At 44.7% G+C, this 17402-nt stretch carries 14 protein-coding genes; 4 read left to right on the top strand and 10 right to left on the bottom strand.

Translation table 11 applies throughout. From position 1 onward, the window contains the following. Window positions 1-156: 156 nt before the first annotated feature. Together JOE49_RS14780 and JOE49_RS14775 are read right to left on the bottom strand one after the other, a co-directional pair. Window positions 157-2709 carry a beta-mannosidase gene (locus tag JOE49_RS14780; RefSeq protein WP_209941674.1) on the bottom strand — a complete coding sequence of 851 codons (2553 nt, stop codon included), beginning with the start codon at window positions 2707-2709 and terminating at the stop codon, window positions 157-159. Window positions 2710-2915: 206 nt separating this feature from the next. Continuing rightward, the gene (locus JOE49_RS14775; protein WP_209941672.1) at window positions 2916-3983 is read right to left on the bottom strand and encodes a LacI family DNA-binding transcriptional regulator; all 1068 of its coding nucleotides are present in this window, start codon (window positions 3981-3983) and stop codon (window positions 2916-2918) included. Window positions 3984-4263: 280 nt separating this feature from the next. On the opposite strand from JOE49_RS14775, the gene JOE49_RS14770 reads away from it, so the two are divergent. After that, entirely contained in the window at window positions 4264-5955 is a 1692-nt protein-coding gene (locus JOE49_RS14770) for an ABC transporter substrate-binding protein (protein ID WP_209941670.1), read from the top strand. 253 nt (window positions 5956-6208) lie between these two features. Here the strand turns inward: JOE49_RS14770 and JOE49_RS14765 are convergent, their stop codons facing one another. Continuing rightward, the gene (locus tag JOE49_RS14765; RefSeq protein ID WP_160789685.1) at window positions 6209-6769 is read right to left on the bottom strand and encodes a GNAT family N-acetyltransferase; all 561 of its coding nucleotides are present in this window, start codon (window positions 6767-6769) and stop codon (window positions 6209-6211) included. 59 nt (window positions 6770-6828) lie between these two features. After that, complete coding sequence (locus JOE49_RS14760) at window positions 6829-7191, bottom strand: DUF2500 domain-containing protein (protein ID WP_023988085.1); 363 nt, start codon at window positions 7189-7191, stop codon at window positions 6829-6831. A gap of 407 nt (window positions 7192-7598) precedes the next feature. On the opposite strand from JOE49_RS14760, the gene nrdI reads away from it, so the two are divergent. From nrdI to nrdF, 3 genes are all read left to right on the top strand, one after another. Continuing rightward, on the top strand, window positions 7599-7958 hold the full coding sequence (gene nrdI, locus JOE49_RS14755; RefSeq protein ID WP_016819181.1) for a class Ib ribonucleoside-diphosphate reductase assembly flavoprotein NrdI: 360 nt from the start codon (window positions 7599-7601) through the stop codon (window positions 7956-7958). Further along, window positions 7945-10029, top strand: coding sequence for a class 1b ribonucleoside-diphosphate reductase subunit alpha (gene nrdE, locus JOE49_RS14750; RefSeq protein WP_209941668.1), 2085 nt, complete (start codon window positions 7945-7947; stop codon window positions 10027-10029). The genes nrdI and nrdE overlap by 14 nt, the downstream gene beginning before the upstream one ends. A 219-nt stretch (window positions 10030-10248) precedes the next feature. Next, complete coding sequence (gene nrdF / locus JOE49_RS14745; protein ID WP_025723500.1) at window positions 10249-11214, top strand: class 1b ribonucleoside-diphosphate reductase subunit beta; 966 nt, start codon at window positions 10249-10251, stop codon at window positions 11212-11214. A 193-nt stretch (window positions 11215-11407) separates the two neighbouring features. On the opposite strand, the gene JOE49_RS14740 is transcribed toward nrdF, so the two are convergent. The 6 genes from JOE49_RS14740 to JOE49_RS14715 form a co-directional block, all read right to left on the bottom strand. Further along, window positions 11408-12661: an MFS transporter gene (locus tag JOE49_RS14740; protein ID WP_209941667.1), complete on the bottom strand. Its 1254-nt coding sequence runs from the start codon at window positions 12659-12661 to the stop codon at window positions 11408-11410. Between the two features lie 155 nt (window positions 12662-12816). Next, window positions 12817-13290 (bottom strand): MarR family transcriptional regulator, encoded by a 474-nt coding sequence (locus tag JOE49_RS14735; RefSeq protein WP_023988081.1) that lies wholly within the window; start codon window positions 13288-13290, stop codon window positions 12817-12819. A gap of 161 nt (window positions 13291-13451) precedes the next feature. Then, window positions 13452-13877: a VOC family protein gene (locus tag JOE49_RS14730; protein WP_023988080.1), complete on the bottom strand. Its 426-nt coding sequence runs from the start codon at window positions 13875-13877 to the stop codon at window positions 13452-13454. 91 nt (window positions 13878-13968) lie between these two features. Continuing rightward, entirely contained in the window at window positions 13969-14622 is a 654-nt protein-coding gene (locus tag JOE49_RS14725) for a hypothetical protein (RefSeq protein ID WP_245248382.1), read from the bottom strand. A gap of 22 nt (window positions 14623-14644) precedes the next feature. Continuing rightward, the gene (locus JOE49_RS14720; protein WP_209941665.1) at window positions 14645-15184 is read right to left on the bottom strand and encodes a GrpB family protein; all 540 of its coding nucleotides are present in this window, start codon (window positions 15182-15184) and stop codon (window positions 14645-14647) included. 90 nt (window positions 15185-15274) lie between these two features. Continuing rightward, the gene (locus tag JOE49_RS14715) at window positions 15275-17383 is read right to left on the bottom strand and encodes a class I SAM-dependent methyltransferase (protein ID WP_209943628.1); all 2109 of its coding nucleotides are present in this window, start codon (window positions 17381-17383) and stop codon (window positions 15275-15277) included. Between the last annotated feature and the right edge of the window lie 19 nt (window positions 17384-17402).

Below are 17402 nucleotides of genomic sequence, written 5' to 3'. Positions count from 1 at the left end.
ATTTCTTACAAATGATCTGTTATCACTTAAGTCGAAAACCCTCTTTTGTTATGTATATTAACATTATGAAAACGCTCTACATATCATAAAATAAATTTATATTATAAAAAAGCCTATCCATCATCTACTTAAAGACGGATAAGCTTTTACTGTTGTCTAACCTTGTATCCAATTGACCAATGAATGTACTGTCAATGTACCCGGCGCAGCTGTCACAAATGCTGATGAACCGTTGCGCAAGGCCAAAAATTCCACTGTTTTTGGAATACCAGGAGCCAGATCCAGATGGTTGTCGCTGAAAATACCTTCCTGCTCTGCCGATAGCCACACGTGTCTAGCAAGTACATCCGAACACAGCATGAATCTGCTGCCTCCACTTCCCTGAATCTCTGTCACTTCAATTTTTGCCTGCGGTAAATCCATCTCTTTTGTGTCTGCAAAATAAATTTCACCAGAGGCCACCTGTTCACCATTCTGCGTCAGACGCGCGACCAGCATATGCTCCGCCCGCTTCAGGCCACTCAGCCATTTGTCGATAGGCAGTATATGTACAATTCCTGCACCGCCTGCTGGTTGCTTTACCTTAACATTCTCTTCATGAATAGCCTGGCTGCTACGGATATGCAAAAGCGTCAGCCGCAGCGTACCTGATATCGGCTCTAGTGTATCGTTGACCAGATGCAGTGCCTTATTCCCCTGTTCTGTATCTGTTGCACTCAACAGCACATCGGCAAAGCTGCGCTTAGCCGTATATTGGAACGCCTTCCAACGACCAAAATAGTCCATACTCGACCAGGAGGCAACGGGCCAGCAGTCATTCATTTGCCAGTATAATGTTCCCATGCAATAGGGCTTGTGACGACGATGCGCCTCTATAGCTGCTTTCATTGCTTCTGCCTGTAAAATTTGGCTCATGGGAAGAAAACTTGTAAAATCCTTTGGCTCTCGCATGTACCGTCCCATATATTCTTTAATCAGACGATTGCCCGCATCGTTCTTCTGATGTGCCAGCATCACCGCAGATTCCAGCTCCAAATCCTTCTCTTCCGCATAAGTACGAACGGACTTGTATTCAGGAAAGGACTGAAAACCATATTCACTCATAAAACGACCCACATGGACATGGTAATTCTCAAACGGCTCAGACGCGTGCCATACACCCCAATAATGAATATCACCTGCAGCTGAAGACCGATGGGCATGCTGGTTCCGATCTCTCGTCAGGTCAATCAGTGGGGAGGAGGGCCAATATGCCGTCTGCGCAGACCAGGTGTGTACCGCCTCCGGTAGAATCCGATGAAAGAGCGTTTCATAATCATCCCACAGGCGCTCCCGTTGCTCAGGTGTGTAGTCCTTTTTCCAGCCCCAGCCTCCATTCTCTTCATAATGCGCCCATGCAGAATCGATCTCATTGTTGCCGCACCATAAGGCAATGCAGGGGTGATGACGCAGCCGCTTGATATTGTCCTCGGCTTCCTGTGCCACATTGTCCATAAAATCCTCATCCGCTGGGTACATGCTGCAGGCGAACATAAAATCTTGCCACACGAGCAAACCGTATTCATCACAAAGCTCATAAAATACGTCTTGTTCATAAATACCGCCACCCCACACCCGCAACATATTCATATTCGAGGCGGCTGCACTGGCAATTTCATACCGATATCGTTCCATCGTAACTTCAGTGACAAAACTGTCATTCGGAATATGGTTAGCCCCTTTTGCAAACACTGGAATTCCGTTCAGCTCAAAATAAAAGCTCTCTCCTGCTGCATCCCGTTCACGTACAAGACGGATGGAACGCAGTCCCGTTTTTACTGATTTTTCCGCGATTACAGCTCCTTGTTCTTGTTCCACCAATTCGGCCACAAACGTATATAGATGCGGCTCCCCCAGCCCACGGCACCACCACAGCTTCGGCTTCTTCATCTCCAGCTCCAGATCCACCGTCTGCTTCCCCTTCAGCAGCCGAACTGGCTTGGACCACACCTTCCCGTCAACGGAAATACGCAACTTGGCATCTCTAATCTCATCTGCATTTTCGATCTCTACCACTGCCATGAGTTTAGCCCCTACCGAATTCACCTCGTCCTGTCGAATAAACAAGTCTCTCACGATCAGACCGGACCACGCTTCGATCCGGACCTCTCTCCAGATACCGCTCGTCACCAGCCTCGGTCCCCAATCCCAACCATAGTGGTAGGGAGCCTTACGTGCGAAAACGCTTACCTTTTTGTCGGACAAACCACCTATCTCGGACTGATCATTGGGTGCAGGGAGTCCATAACCTAAGCTTTCCAGCTTGGGTACATCTTCAGCAATCGGAGAACGAAAACTGATTTCCAGCCGATTTTCCCCTTGCTGAACAAATGCCTTCACATCTTGTCTCCATACCCGAAACATATTATTGGCTGACAAGACAGATTGACCATTCACTTTTACATCCGCGTATGTGTCCAGACCTTCCAACACCAACTCTACACATTGACATTGAAGCTGATCTGCATTTATCTCAAAATGGGCTTCATATACCCAATCCTGCTTATCAATCCACTGTACCTCCATCTCGTTCATACCGATAAACGGATCAGGAATTTTGCCATGTCGTAAAAGATCGGTATGCACACAACCCGGCACTTTCGCGCTGAGCCACTCATCACTTTGTGCTTCCCTAAACCTCCAGCCCTCCAACCCTATCACATTAACCATCGTCACAAGCCTCCCTATAAGCATGATTGGGAACATCTGGATTCATCAGTAACATAACAAAAATAACATTAAGCTAACAAAGTAGTCAATTGTTTTTTGGAACAAATGACAAAATACAAAATAAAAGTCGCCCTCTGCCCCTAAACAGGCTAAAAGCGACCTCCTTCGTCTCCACGGTGTATGGTGTCATAACACGTACCTGGACATTAACTATATGTGATTGTGCTGATGGAACGCTCACGGTCGTCATTTTCCCGACTGATCCGGGGTGCATGAACTTCCCGTACGAATAGCTCAGCATGTAGCAATTTTTTCTCGACAGGCGAGTCCGGGTTCGTTATGCGCCACAACAACTGGTCCACTGCACGCATTCCCAGCAATTCCTTATCCACTCTCACCGTGGCATAAATCGGCATTTGTTCATTCGTATCGTCAAACCCGGTCACTCCGCAACGCCTCGGAACGTCAATCCCCTTTTCTTTCAGCACATCCACGACTTGCGCAGCAGTCACATCATTAGCACATACAAAAACCTCAGGCAGTTCGTCCTCAGACAACTTGTCCATTTCCTCAGCAAGCGCCTGCGCTCCTCCGTGAAGAAGGGCTTTATTCTGCCGCAATTCTACTCCGCTCATTTCCAGTGTGGAACGACAAGCTTCCCAGCGTTCGTAGAAACTGTGAGCGTCATCAATATGACCCACAAACTGAAAGCGGGTATAGCCCCTGCACAGCAAGTCCTTCATTAATTCACTCATGCATGTGCGATTATCTGTAAACACCGTATCACTTAAAAATGCAGAATCCCAATGATCTACCATAACGACCGGAATACCCATCCGATAAATGTTCAGCAACAACGAAGTTGAAATCGTCCCTACTGTGATAATCCCTTTAATCGCCTCCGGGTTCAGTAAAGTAAACATATCTTCAGTCGAGGGCTCCGTTAACGTGATCATATCCATTCCCTTTCGGTTCAGACGCTCGGAAATCCCTTCAAATACAGGCCCCCAGTACCTGGATTCCTTGTTCTGGTGCCTAATATTCGGAAATAACACTAGCACGGTACCTGACCATTCTCTGGGATCTGTGTCCCGAGGCTCTACCCCTGTCATTTTGGGATGACTGCGAAAATAGCCCATCTGGGCAGCAAGCTTGACCAGAACCGCCCTTGTCTCTTCACTTACACCGGGTTTGCCTGACAGTGCACGCGAAACAGCGAACTTTGAAACACCCGCCGCATCCGCAATTTCTTGCAACGTTACTTTTCCACGCATCTTCTCACCCAACCCTATTCGGAGTCTTTTTCTACCTTAATCTTTCTAATACACGGGTGTACCTATAAACTGGTACCATCGTAGCATACTTTGTTTTAGATCATCAAATGATAGATTTGTACAAATCCACACCCTCCACCAAAATATGTTTGCTTAATAAAAAAACAAACAGCATAACAAACAATTATAAATAACTTGACGTGAGGTTTTTTATTTCCTACAATTTACTATTGAAAGCACTTACATTGTGTGAATCATACTTATTAAGGGGGATTTGCAAATGTTCATGAACAGGTCAATACGTCAGAGCTCCATCCTGCTCCTGTCTTTGCTGCTGCTCGTTACAACGGGCTGTGCGAACGGAACAGGCAGTAAGGCAGAAAAGGAAGATCCTAATGACACCAGCCCTATTACATTTACTTTCTTTGGCGGTGATTCCAGCTCTAACTGGAACAACATGAAGGATGCTGTCGGGCAGGAAATTATCAAGAAAACGGGCGTTACGCTAAATGCCGAACATGCTGTCAATGGTCGAGGCGAGGAAAAGTTTGCTTTAATGGCAGCGAGCGGAGAGTATCCAGATCTCGTGTACCCCAAATCAGACATTGGCAAGTTGGTCGATGCCGGAGCACTCATTGACTTAACAGATCTCATTGATAAATACGGCCCTAACATTAAGAAAGTGTATGGAGACTATTTTAATCGTATTAAATATAGTAGTGAAGATCCAGCCATCTACACGATCCCGACCAATTTGGGTGTGGATCACATCGCGTTTGATGCACAAGCCGGCTTCGAAATCCAGCATCAGGCACTTAAGAAGCTCGGATACCCTAAAATCCGCACCGTTCAAGATTTTGAAAAAGCACTTAAAGATTATGTCGCCAAATACCCTACCACCAATGGCCAGCGAACCATCCCCCTATCACTTGATGCCGAAGACTGGAAAATTCAAATTACAGTGACTAACCCGGCTGTTACTGCTACAGGTGGACCCGACGATGGCGAATATTATATTGATCCTAAAACACACAAAGCCATTCTTCACTACAAGCGCCCAGAAGAACGTGAATATTTCCGTTGGTTGAACCATATGTACAATGAAGGACTGTTGGATAAGGATACTTTTGTACAAAAAAGTGATCAGTATAAGTCCAAAATCGCCGCAGGCCGTGTCATCGGACTCATTGATCAGGAATGGAACTATCAAGATGCCGAAAATGCGCTCAAGGCAGCAGGTAAAGATGAATTCACTTACGCCCATTTTCCAGTCACTTTAAATGAGAAATACGAGGATCATTCCCTCCAGCCCATTGGCTTCGATACCGCATCCGGGATCGGAATTACAACCTCATGTGAAAATCCGGTGCGAGCTATCAAGTTTCTGGATTTTCTGGCCTCCGACGAAGGACAAATTTTACGCAATTGGGGAATTGAAGGCCAGCATTACAACGTAGAGAACGGCAAACGAGTCATTCCGGCGGATGTGCAACAACGTAAAAACACCGATAATGCTTCTTTTAGCAGAGAGTCAGGTATCGGTTTGTATTGGATATGGGGGCCACATTACGGCGATAGTGTAAAGGACCCTTCTGGCAACTATTACACAACCAATTATCCGGAGATGATTACCGAAAATTATAGTCAAGCCGAAAAAGAGTCCCTTCAGGCATACAAAGCCCATACGTGGAAAGACCTGTTCCCGAACGAAAAGGATTTTCCGGTAAAAGAGTGGGGTGCTGCCTACAACATGCCTGTTCCGACCAATACGAATTACAATGTTATTTATCAGAAGTCGCAGGACATTGTACGCAAACGGATTCCTGAGGCCGTACTCGCCAAGCCAGATCAGTTCGACGCTGTGTATGACCGCATGCTCCAAGAGCTGGATCAGGCGGGTGTGCCAAAAGCTGAAGAAATCTACACTGGCCTAATCCAAAATCGCCTGAAACTGTGGTACGGCGAAAAATAGGGTTTGCTTTTTAATGAAATATTATAGGGCTGACAGACAATGCTGTTCAGCCCTTCTACATACTTATCTGCAATAGCCCCTGTGGGTACCTCAAACAAAAAAATACTTACAAAGAATACAACTAGTAAGAAGTTTGCACTCTGCAAAGAAAGTCCTTTAGCTAATAGAAAAAGGATGAGCGTAGTCCCCGTGATTTCACTCATAAAAAATTGAAGAAAGCTGACGGAGTAAAATAGCTTATGAGATTGCACTCTTAGGATTCCGTCGCTTGCTCTGCAGCCTCGTATTCGCTTCGCAAAATCCCCATCTGAATAATGTCATAGTATTGCCCTTCCCTGAATAGCTTTTCCCGTAGCCGCCCTTCCTCCTTGAAGCCGCATGCCAAATAGCAACGGTGTGCACGTTCATTGAACGCATAGACCTCCAGCTCCAGCCGATGCAGATTCAGTGTATGAAATGCAAATTTTTGTAACAGCCGGATCGCTTCCCGTCCGTAGCCTTTGCCCAAGTCACCGTCACGCCCGATCACAACACCAAGGGTGGCGTGCCGATTTACCCAGTTGATTTTAAATAAATCCAGTTGTCCGATATAGTCCAGTGTGTCTTTATGCGCAATGACAAAACCTTTGATCTCGGGGTTGCCGTCAATCATCATCTGCACAAAGGATTCGCTATTCACCTGTGAATGCGGGTAGATAAACACGTCGCTTAAACCACGTGTGATTTCCGGGTCATTGACCCATTTTCGGATAGCTGGTACATCTTCTTGACGGTATTCTCTCAATACAATTCGTTTTCCAATGATATGCGGCATCGTAATCTTCCCTCCAATTATGTATTTGTTTTGGCAATACTAACTCCCCGCCAACACCTTTATGCTTCCATTACTCTTACAAACTCCAGAAAACGTGTACCTTTATAATGAAGCTCCCCACGATCCCCGATCACAATCATACCAAAGTCCGTATCCTTCACCTCCAGCTCCATACGCTCACCCCCGTCAAACTCAAAGGTGATATAATAATATGTCGAAGCTGAAAAATCGCCTGATCCCCCACGCACTCTCGTCCGTTTATCCACAACCTTACATGAACGTTGTATCCGTTCGGCTGCTTGATTGGACAGGCCCGCTCCTATCGTTTTGACAATTCCCATAATCATTACAATAGCAATGAGTCCAAATACGATAAAAAAGATCATATTAAACGATTGAAATTCCATAAAATCATTTCCCATCTGCTTCATCCTTTCTACAGTAAAATGTAAATTTTCCATTCTATTGCCCATTGACAAATCGTACATCTTCACCCTCAAAAACTCCAATACTTTTTTAACATACTTACGAAAAAAAAGTTCTTTCGCTCTTTTCCGTACCCCGCTTGGACTTATACCCGATCTGGGTCCGCTGATCCCCTCTAGACCGATTGACAAAACTATATATAGATATAAAATAGAGAATGTACTCTAAATATAGTGTAAAAAACGTATTTATGCCCGATATCTTGAAGATACAGGTATGAAAATACATGTAAATATAGAGTCAAAAATTTTAAATGGCACAGCCAGCAAGGGTTTCCAGCTATGATGGATCTCGGGCAATGCCGTTTTCTTTTTTCGTTAATTGTTTAAGGAGGTTGCATACCATGCTGATTGCATATGATTCCAAGACCGGCAATGTAAAAAGATTTATAAACAAGCTCAAGCTTCCAGCGGTTCAGATCGAGGAGCAAATGACTATAGAAGAACCTTACGTACTTATTACATATACAACCGGGTTTGGGCAGATACCTGAGAGGGTATCTTCCTTTTTGAAAAAAAATGCACAAAACCTTGTTGGTGTAGCTGCAAGCGGCAACCGTAACTGGGGTGAGAAATTTGCCAAAAGTGCGGATTTGATTGCCGACCACTATAATGTCCCCGTAATTAGTAAATTTGAATTATCTGGAACGTTCGGAGATGTAGAGCGTTTTAAACAGGAGGTGAGCCGAGTTGCGGCATATTGAATTGAACAACATGTTGATGAAACGCGATACAGACGGCTTTTTCCAATTGGAAAAGGACCAAGAGGCTGTAGCGGAATTTATGAAGGAAGTTCAGGAACGGAGTTTGAAGTTTGCTGACACAACCGCTCAAGTGCTGTATATGATTGAGAATGATTATTACGAAAATTTCTATAACAGCTACACGGCTGACGAAATTAATGATATTTTCCATATCACTCATAGCTATAATTTTAAATTTCCTTCCTATATGGCAGCATCCAAGTTTTATACTGACTATGCAATGAAGAGTAACGACCGTAAAGTCTATCTGGAACATTACCCTGACCGGGTTGCTGCTGTCGCGCTGCATTTAGGACGCGGTAACGCCGATACGGCACGCCTGTTGTCCCGCTCGATGATGGAGCAACGTCTCCAGCCAGCGACACCAACCTTCCTAAATGCAGGCAAAAGCCGCCGTGGGGAATTGGTTTCCTGCTTCCTGCTCGAAATGGACGACTCCCTGAACTCAATCAACTATGTGCTGAACACCTGCATGCAGTTGTCCAAAATCGGCGGAGGTGTTGCCGTTAATCTGTCGAAGCTGCGGGCACGCGGTGAAGCGATTAAGGGTGTAGAAGGCGCAGCAAAAGGCATAATGCCTGTGCTGAAGCTGATGGAAGACGGCTTCTCCTACGCAGATCAAATGGGACAACGTAAAGGTTCTGGCGCAGCCTATTACAACATTTTCGGATGGGACGTGCTTGAGTTCCTGGATAGCAAAAAAATCAATGCTGACGAAAGAGTACGTCTCAAGACACTTTCTATTGGATTGCTGGTGCCAAACCGCTTTTACAAGCTGGCTCAAGATAATGAACCGCTGCATGTATTTGCTCCTTACAGTGTGTTCAAAGCCTATGGAACGCATCTGGACGACATGGATTTGGATGAAATGTACGACACGCTGCTTGCTGACGATCGGGTGAAGAAAAAAATAGCGATGAGCGCACGTGACATGCTGACGAAAATTGCCATGATTCAGTTGGAGTCTGGTTATCCATATATCATGAACAAAAGTAACGCGAACCAGGCACATGCTCTTAAAAACGTGGGTCAAGTCAAGATGTCGAACCTATGCACGGAAATCTTCCAGTTGCAGGAAACTTCCGAAATTACAGATTACGGACAACAGGATACTATCCGCCGGGACGTGAGCTGTAATCTGGCTTCTCTGAACATTGTAAATGTGATGGAACATGGTAAAATTCGCGAATCTGTTCATGAGGGTATGATCGCGCTCACCTCAGTCAGCGATATGACCCAAGTAGCTAATGCACCAGGTGTTGCGAAAGCGAACCGTGAAATGCACTCCGTCGGTCTGGGTGTTATGAATCTGCACGGCTACTTTGCCAAAAACAAAATTGCGTATGAAAGCAATGAAGCAAAAGACTTTGTCCGTACCTTCTTCATGACGATGAACTATCATTCCATCGAAAAGAGTATGGAAATCGCGAAAGCATCTGGACAAAGCTTTTATGGATTTGAGGAATCGGATTATGCGACAGGCGTATATTTTGACCGATACCTGAACACAGATTATCGTCCGACAACTGCACGTGTGCAAGAGTTGTTCAAAGGCATCTATGTTCCGACTTCAGCGGACTGGGACAAATTAAAAGCAGATGTGATGAAAAATGGCCTGTACCACGCCTATCGTATGGCAATTGCGCCGACTGCTAGCATTTCGTACATTCAAAATGCAACATCCAGCGTCATGCCGATTGTTGAGCAGATTGAAACCCGTACCTATGCCAATTCGACGACCTACTATCCAATGCCTTATTTGCAAAAGGATAACGTGTTCTTCTATAAATCCGCTTATCAAATGGATCAGTTCAAAGTGCTTGATCTGATTGCAGAAATCCAGCCGCACGTGGACCAAGGAATTTCGACCGTGCTTCATGTGAACAGTGACGTGACTACGCGTCAGTTAGCACGTTGCTATCTGTACGCCGCACACAAAGGACTTAAATCGTTATACTACACACGCACCAAAAAGCTGTCTGTGGAAGAGTGCCTCACCTGCTCCATCTAAAATATAAATGGTAACAAGCTGTAGTATAAAAATTAGATTTTGAATAGATATGGATGCTTTGCATTAGAAGCTGTATCCAGCGTGTGGTTCAGACCTTTACGGGACTGGACAAGACCCTCGCGGATACAGCTTCCGTATGTCAAGCATACGATGATTCGCCTGCACTATTTCAATATGTGTTTCCAGGGAATCTCGCAAGCTGAAGGGAGAATGCTAACAATGACAGGTATACAAGCTGTAAACTGGAATCGCTCGGACGATGATTTCACACTGATGTTCTGGAACCAGAACATTATGCAATTTTGGACGGATGATGAAATCCCGTTGTCTGACGATAAAATGTCCTGGGTAACCCTCAGTGATATCGAAAAAGAAGCCTACATGAAGGTGCTGGGCGGATTGACGCTACTGGATACCATTCAAGGCGGCGTGGGTATGCCGCAAATTATGGAGCATGTGGACGGACTGCAACGCAAAGCCGTACTAAGCTTTATGGCGATGATGGAACAAATTCATGCCAAGTCGTACAGTAGCATCTTTACAACGCTAGCTTCCACGGAAGAAATTGACGGTGTGTTCCGCTGGGTGGAAGAAAATCCACATCTCCAAACCAAGGCAGAAACCATTCGTCAGTATTATATGAATATCCACACACCCAAAGACCTGTATCTTGCGATGGCAGCTTCGGTGCTGTTAGAAAGCTATTTATTTTATAGCGGCTTCTTCTACCCTCTTTATCTGGCGGGCCAGGGCAAGCTGACATGCAGTGGAGAAATTATCGATTTGATCCTGCGGGATGAAAGTATTCACGGTGTGTACGTAGGTGTACTGGCACAGGAGATTTATGCAGAATTGGCCGAGGAAGAACAACGTGATCTTTACCAGACGCTGGTAGGCTTGCTCCGCTACTTGCACAATAACGAGGAACAATACACCGAGCAAATTTACACTCCTATTGGACTCGTAGACGATGTGAAAGTCTTTTTGCGCTACAACGCCAACAAGGCCATGATGAACTTGGGCTTTGATCCACTGTTTGAAGAAGAAGAAGTTAATCCCATTGTATTCAACGGTATCAGCACCCACACTAAGCAGCATGATTTCTTTTCTAAAAAAGGAAACGGCTATGTGCGGGCGATGAATGTAGAGCCGCTGACAGATGATGATTTTAATTTTGGCGTATAAGTACAAATACGTGAAATTAATTTAGCAAGGTGATACTATGAAGAGCCGTCCGCATGCGGATGGCTCAGACTGTAAACAAAGTAGATAGTTTACATATTTCAGGATTTTGCAAAATTCGATTCCAGTCGCTCCGAAGTGCAAGATATAGACGAACTAAACCATTTCGATCTATATCTTGTTCATTGGAAGTCGCTTATGGGATTTTTGCAAAATCCTCATTTACTTGCGTTCGCTTATATAAAACTGGTATTGCCGCTGCTATAAGGATCATACCCATAAAAGCGGGTGCGGCATGACCAAGTGACACATAGATTTGACCTCCAATGATAGGCCCAATCATTCTTGCTAAAGCCTGAATAGATTGACTACCTCCTTGAATCCTTCCTTGTTCACTAGAATCGACAGACTTGGAGAGCATCCCATTGAATGAAGGCCCAAAGATCGAATCACCAAAACCAAATATAAACATTCCAGCGATAAAAAGAGGATAGAATGAGAACAAAGTAGATAGCGCAATAAGACTGTAGCCTATAATCTCCGAAACCATTCCAAGAATGGCTATCTGTTTATCATTAAGTTTTATCAAAAGCTTTGGCATGATGAAACCTTGTGAAATGATGTCTTGGAAGCCCATAATTGAAAACATAAGTCCGATTAGTGCAGGCTTCCAACCGAAGGTATCCATTGTAAATTGTGAAAAAACGGCCTGTAAAGATCCGTTGGGTATCCAAAGTAAGAACGCCGAGACAAGTAGCCTTTTTAAGTTTTTCATGGAAAGTATGTTTGCAAGCTGTGTAAGTGGATTCAGTCTTACAAAGGTAATCTCTTTCAGTCTATTATTCTTGGCAAGGCTCTCTGGCATAAAAAAGAATCCATAAACAACATTCAATAAAGTTATGATTGCTCCAAAATACATAGGTACAGAATAACCAAACTTGGCAAGTAATCCGCCTAGAGTTGGGCCAATGACAGTGCCTACACCTACAACCGCACTCACCCATCCAAAGTATTTGGTTCTCTGTTCTGGAGGAATGATGTCTGCAAAATATGCGAAGATCGTGCTTATGCTCCCACCTGTTATCCCCTCTATTATGCGTCCCGCAAATAGTACCCATAGAGCTCCTCCTATGCCAAAAACCAAGTACCCGATTGCGGAACCCAAAAGGCATACTAAGAGCAATGTACGACGGCCATATTTGTCACTCAGAGCTCCAAGTACGGGGGCCGCAAAAAACACGCAGAAGGCATAAACAGAGGTCAGCAGCGTGACAACGATAGCTTGTTGTCCCGGATTGCTTATATAAGGCTGTACTAAGAATGGGACGACAGGTGCTATGATACTGAAGCCTATTCCGCAAAGAAACACAGAGATAAGACCGAATATTAAAGCGTGTTTATCTACGGTTTGTTCTGTGTTCTGTTCATGGTGTGATCTAAATTTGAACATTAAATTCTCCCCTCAAAAGCTATGTTTTTATTTCCTCGGAAGCAAAAATATCGTATCACAGTTTTGCTTCCTCGGCAACAAAACAGTAGCAAAAAAAATGCAGCCCGTTCTCAATAGAACCCAGCTGCCTGTGGTTTGATTTTCATTATTCAAATTTATTCCGACTTAATATCTACACCCTGTTTCTTTATTTCTGCATCCAAATGCCTACTATACTTTTCCAGGAAGCTAATCATACTGTCAAATTGCTCCTCAGTTACCTGCTCAAATACAGCTTTATCCCGCTCTTGAAACTCTTTGTGCAGTTCCTCATGGATTTTATAGATTACTTTCCCTTGCTCCGTAAGCCTAAAATAGATTTCTTTCTTGTTATCCGGCTTCTGGTAGCTTTCGATAATGCCTCTTTTTATGAGCTTCTTAGTTATTTTACTTATGGCACCGCTAGTCATATAAAGGGACTCCGCAAGTTTTGTTACGTTGGAATCTACATTTCTTTCAATGTATTCGATGCAATGTACTTCAGAAGACTTATAACCCTTAAGACTGTCTTCCATCTTATCCTTATTAAGCCAAACCATCTTGTTATATAAGTCCCTGAAACCCATTATGACCTGTTCTTCTTTGTTCATGGCCTGTCCTCCCACCCGTTGGTGCATTAACAACATAATATAATATATTTTTGTTTCTATTTCAACAATATTAAAATCATTATTTATTCTAGGAATTGAACTATACGTAAAAAAAAACGGCCAGATCGCTAAAGTAGCGGAATCGAGCCGTTTTTCATTTCTTAAGACTGAGCCTCTGTGAACATTTGAAAGGTGACACCAAACTTGTCTGTTACATTCCCATAAGCGGGACTAAAATGAGTTTCCTGCAAAGGCATTCCCACCTGTCCTCCTTGCTGTAGAGCATCAAACATTTTTTGAGCTTGCTCCACACTATCGGTTGTAATACAGATACTCACCTGATTCCCGCTGCTAAACGGTGATCCGGGAAAGGTATCAGAAAACATGAGCTCTGTCTCACCCACTTTAAGGGTAGCATGTCCCACACGTTCCTTGACCTCTGCGGGAATGGGAAAATCGGGGTTTTCCGGCATTTCCCCAAAGGTTTGAATAAAAAGCAGTTGAGCATCCAATGCCTCTTCATAAAATTCGATTGCTTCTTTTGCATTTCCATCCATCGTGATGTAAGGAATCAAACGTTTGGACATCTTCAACACAGCTCCTTTAACTCGAGGTGATTACCCAGCCATTTCTCCTGTATTATATACAAAACTTGTCAAGAAAAACAAATCTGTATTCTTAGCTTTCATGCACTTGAACGCCAAGCTGCTTTAGCTCCTTTATCGCTTCCGTAACGTTACGCTGTGGATGAAGCGCAGAGATCATCTGTGCAGTGATCGGAACGCCGTTGAAAATCTGGCTTACCACTCCTAGAGAAATCGGCAACTCATAGTAACTTTCAGCCCAATCCTGATATTCCTCCGGTGTAACTATAATTTTCCCCAGCAAAAAGGATGAGCCATCGTCATACGCCTCGGGAATGTTCGCATTGCCCATACGCCACTCCTTATCTTCCGCTTTCCTCCACATACAAAAGGTAACGTCCTCCTTCTCCAGGGCTTCGTCTTCCAAAAGCTCCATCATATCATCAGGCACACCGTCGTACATGCCCGGCCAGACCTCATATTCGTCTCTCGCATGAGGACTTACAGGGGATTCGTGGTCAAAACCCTTCAACAGCACACCTCCACGCGTCCATAGCATATGAATCGTATCTCCCGCGCCGTTGTTCACCTCACCCAGGCATACATCACCAGACCATTCAGACTGCATACGATACGTGCGTAACCAATCTTCTGGAGACAATATAATGTCCAGCGCTGACAGCAGCATCATTCTGTCTTTTAAACCATTCGGCGTTACCTGTGCATCAAGCATCATATTCTTCATCATTCCTCCACCTTGTCCATGCGTACTAAGAATTCATCTGTCCCTGCCTATATCTTTCAAGCTTCGCTCGCTCAACCACCTGCCGAATGAATGGTCCTTTGGCTTCGGTATACGCTGCACGGTCATATTTGAATTGGCACGCCAAATCTTTTTTTAAAGTATCATACGCTCGCAGGCTATCAGGATGCGCTTTTAAGTAATCTCTGAACAATAGATGGTTTTCCCAATGCTCACCTTTATACTTGTAAATATGCAAGTGATGAGTCCCAGCTCCCCATTCTCCACGGCGAAAGAAAGCTCTCTCTGGAAAATCAGGCTTATGTACATATTCATATTGAAACCCTTGTAGACGCTCTCGATGTTCGGATTGAAGACTTGCCAACTCTTCTACTCCAACCATAATATCAATAATAGGCTTGGCTCCCAGATTAGGAACGGACGTACTACCGATATGCTCTATGCCAACACATACATCTTTGAGAGCCTCTACAATTTTCCTTTGCTCTCGCATATACTCTTCAGCCCACTGCGGGTCATACCCGGATATTTCCACCTGCGAGGACATACATGAACACACCTCCACTAGCTTTCTAAAAAATGCCTTCCAATCGTGCTTGGCACAAATCAGAAGGCATTCTCTTGTTCAAATTAAAAATCATTCAGCAATTCCAGCCCTATTATTCGGCTTCTCAATCACGATCAGACAGGTACTGTCTGGCAAAGGAACCCGCTGGCCCTGCTCATCCATGAACTCAACACGGCTGGACAGCGCCTCGGCATAGCCCTCCTGTAAATAATGGCGGCTCACCCGGATAATCGCTTGTGATCCAAGTGTGTTACGGATACACTCTTCATACTGTGACGGGGTAAAATAACCAAACTGCTCCTGCACTTCATGCACATAGGCTTCCGCCCCCCATGTATAGGTATATAGAAATTCCATCGCATCGTTCACTGGCAAAACAGCCTCATGCTCACCCACACGCTCTATTTCAATGTGGCGTCCCGCAAAATCTTGCGCATACCGCATCAGCCATTCCATTCCGTCCGGCTCCAAGAATCGAATTCGTCTGCGCTGCTCTACTGGTTCGGTCATAATACCGTCACGAATGATGATACGCCCGCCGGGTGCAAGCACACGATAGGCACTCTGCAAAGCAGCCTCCACCGTTTGTGGATTGAACCGAATTCCATCTCGTTCGATGTAGGAATAGAGCTCGTGAAGAATCGAAGAGAAGATGACCGTGTCCATGCTCCCCGTTTCCACATATTCCTCCAACCGAAGCGCATCTCCTTTGATGACATCCCAACGATGGCGCTCCAATTGCTTTTTACGTTTAAGTGCCTCAATGACATTCACAGAAATATCAAGACCTAATGGCTTCGCATCTGGTCTTTCCTGTTCGATCAGATCCAGTAGCACGCCCCCGCCGGGTCCAATATCCAGTATGCGGGTTCCCGTCACGTAATCTAAAATGACCCTTTTATAATCTACGGTCTGGTTCATATCTGTAAGATATGTTTCCTCATTGTGAAAGCGATCATAAGCATCACGCCGTAATCCGAACAGATCGAACAGCAGCAGGACTGCTTTGTCATACAGAGGCGTTTTTTCTGCTTCAATACAAAAATCGATTAGTTTCTCAGCCGCAGATGAAAATACAAAATTAAAAAATACAGTACTCGGCAGCTCCTCTTTGTGCTCCACGATCACACTCAAATGAGGATTATGCTCCCGTTTCCCTTTTGAGATGTCCTGCCAAGACAGTGCACTTAAATATTTTTCTATCATTCGTTTTTTATATACGTTAATTTTCTTGACACCACGATAGTCATAATACATCGTATTCATAAGCGATTCGAAACTGATATGGCGAACGGTCGCAGGCTGTTCCTGCCCCGTCCCATCCCTTAATGTGAGTAAGAATACCTTTACCAGTTCTTGAAGTGAAAAATCCTGCAAAGCTGATTCTACATACCAAAGTGTCCGATTCTCCAACGGAGCCAGCGCCTTCTCTACATTCAACTCCCGCTCTAGTTCTGTGTAAGCCTGCTCGAACGGCTCTCCTTCATGAATTGAAACCGACCGTAATCTCTCCAGTCGCTCCTTTACACTCCAGACTACAGGTGCGTTATCCCATGCAATCCAGCCGATCAGCTGCTCTACTTCACTGCGTACTTGGTCCCATAATGCAGGTTCTACCCCGGCGATAATACACTCGTTCAGGGCCCGTAAAACAAGCTCCAGTTCCTCAGAGCTCAGCCAGCCCTTACGAGTAATTTCAAGCAGCAGTCGATTTTCCGCAAAAGGAATTTCTCCCCGTATATATTGCCCGATCAATCCATGCGTCTCAATCAGAATTCGGGTCATGCTATTGCGCGGGTACGCAGGGGACTCCGCTTGGGCCTGTCTGACATACAGTTGGGAGGAGCCGATATTATGTACAAATAAATTAATGCCCTCATGCTGCCAGCGTAGCCGTTCGCGGACTGTACCTCCTTTGGCTGTCTCAGACCACACCAATACATCCTCCAGTAGCTCTTTAACCCAGAATGACAATGGAAGTCCGTCCAAAATAAGCAACGTACGCTCCACGTAATCCAGTACAGGATTCGCATCCTTTAACTCACCTATAGATCGAATGCGTTCCAAATTTACAATACGCTCCTCAGCCGAAACAAGCAGCTTTAACCAAGTCGGTGTATCCCAGGCCAGATCATTTTCTTTCCTGTAATTAGCAATGGCTTTTAACGATTGCAGCATTTTTCTCACCTCGTGTGAT

It is taken from the genome of Paenibacillus sp. PvR133 (assembly GCF_017833155.1).
In the GTDB taxonomy this organism is placed as follows: Bacteria; Bacillota; Bacilli; order Paenibacillales; family Paenibacillaceae; genus Paenibacillus; species Paenibacillus polymyxa_B.
The sequence above is the reverse complement of the archived record's forward strand: the minus strand, read 5'-3'. Positions and strand labels throughout refer to the sequence as shown.

Coding starts and splice junctions, on each gene's coding strand:
- JOE49_RS14740 (WP_209941667.1), bottom strand. CDS start 12,661: ATGTTCAAATTTAGATCACACCATGAACAGAACACAGAACAAACCGTA.
- JOE49_RS14715 (WP_209943628.1), bottom strand. CDS start 17,383: ATGCTGCAATCGTTAAAAGCCATTGCTAATTACAGGAAAGAAAATGAT.
- JOE49_RS14725 (WP_245248382.1), bottom strand. CDS start 14,622: ATGATGAAGAATATGATGCTTGATGCACAGGTAACGCCGAATGGTTTA.
- JOE49_RS14760 (WP_023988085.1), bottom strand. CDS start 7,191: ATGGGAAATGATTTTATGGAATTTCAATCGTTTAATATGATCTTTTTT.
- JOE49_RS14720 (WP_209941665.1), bottom strand. CDS start 15,184: ATGTCCTCGCAGGTGGAAATATCCGGGTATGACCCGCAGTGGGCTGAA.
- JOE49_RS14775 (WP_209941672.1), bottom strand. CDS start 3,983: ATGCGTGGAAAAGTAACGTTGCAAGAAATTGCGGATGCGGCGGGTGTT.
- JOE49_RS14765 (WP_160789685.1), bottom strand. CDS start 6,769: ATGCCGCATATCATTGGAAAACGAATTGTATTGAGAGAATACCGTCAA.
- JOE49_RS14730 (WP_023988080.1), bottom strand. CDS start 13,877: ATGTCCAAACGTTTGATTCCTTACATCACGATGGATGGAAATGCAAAA.
- nrdI (WP_016819181.1), top strand. CDS start 7,599: ATGCTGATTGCATATGATTCCAAGACCGGCAATGTAAAAAGATTTATA.
- JOE49_RS14780 (WP_209941674.1), bottom strand. CDS start 2,709: ATGGTTAATGTGATAGGGTTGGAGGGCTGGAGGTTTAGGGAAGCACAA.
- nrdF (WP_025723500.1), top strand. CDS start 10,249: ATGACAGGTATACAAGCTGTAAACTGGAATCGCTCGGACGATGATTTC.
- JOE49_RS14735 (WP_023988081.1), bottom strand. CDS start 13,290: ATGAACAAAGAAGAACAGGTCATAATGGGTTTCAGGGACTTATATAAC.
- JOE49_RS14770 (WP_209941670.1), top strand. CDS start 4,264: ATGTTCATGAACAGGTCAATACGTCAGAGCTCCATCCTGCTCCTGTCT.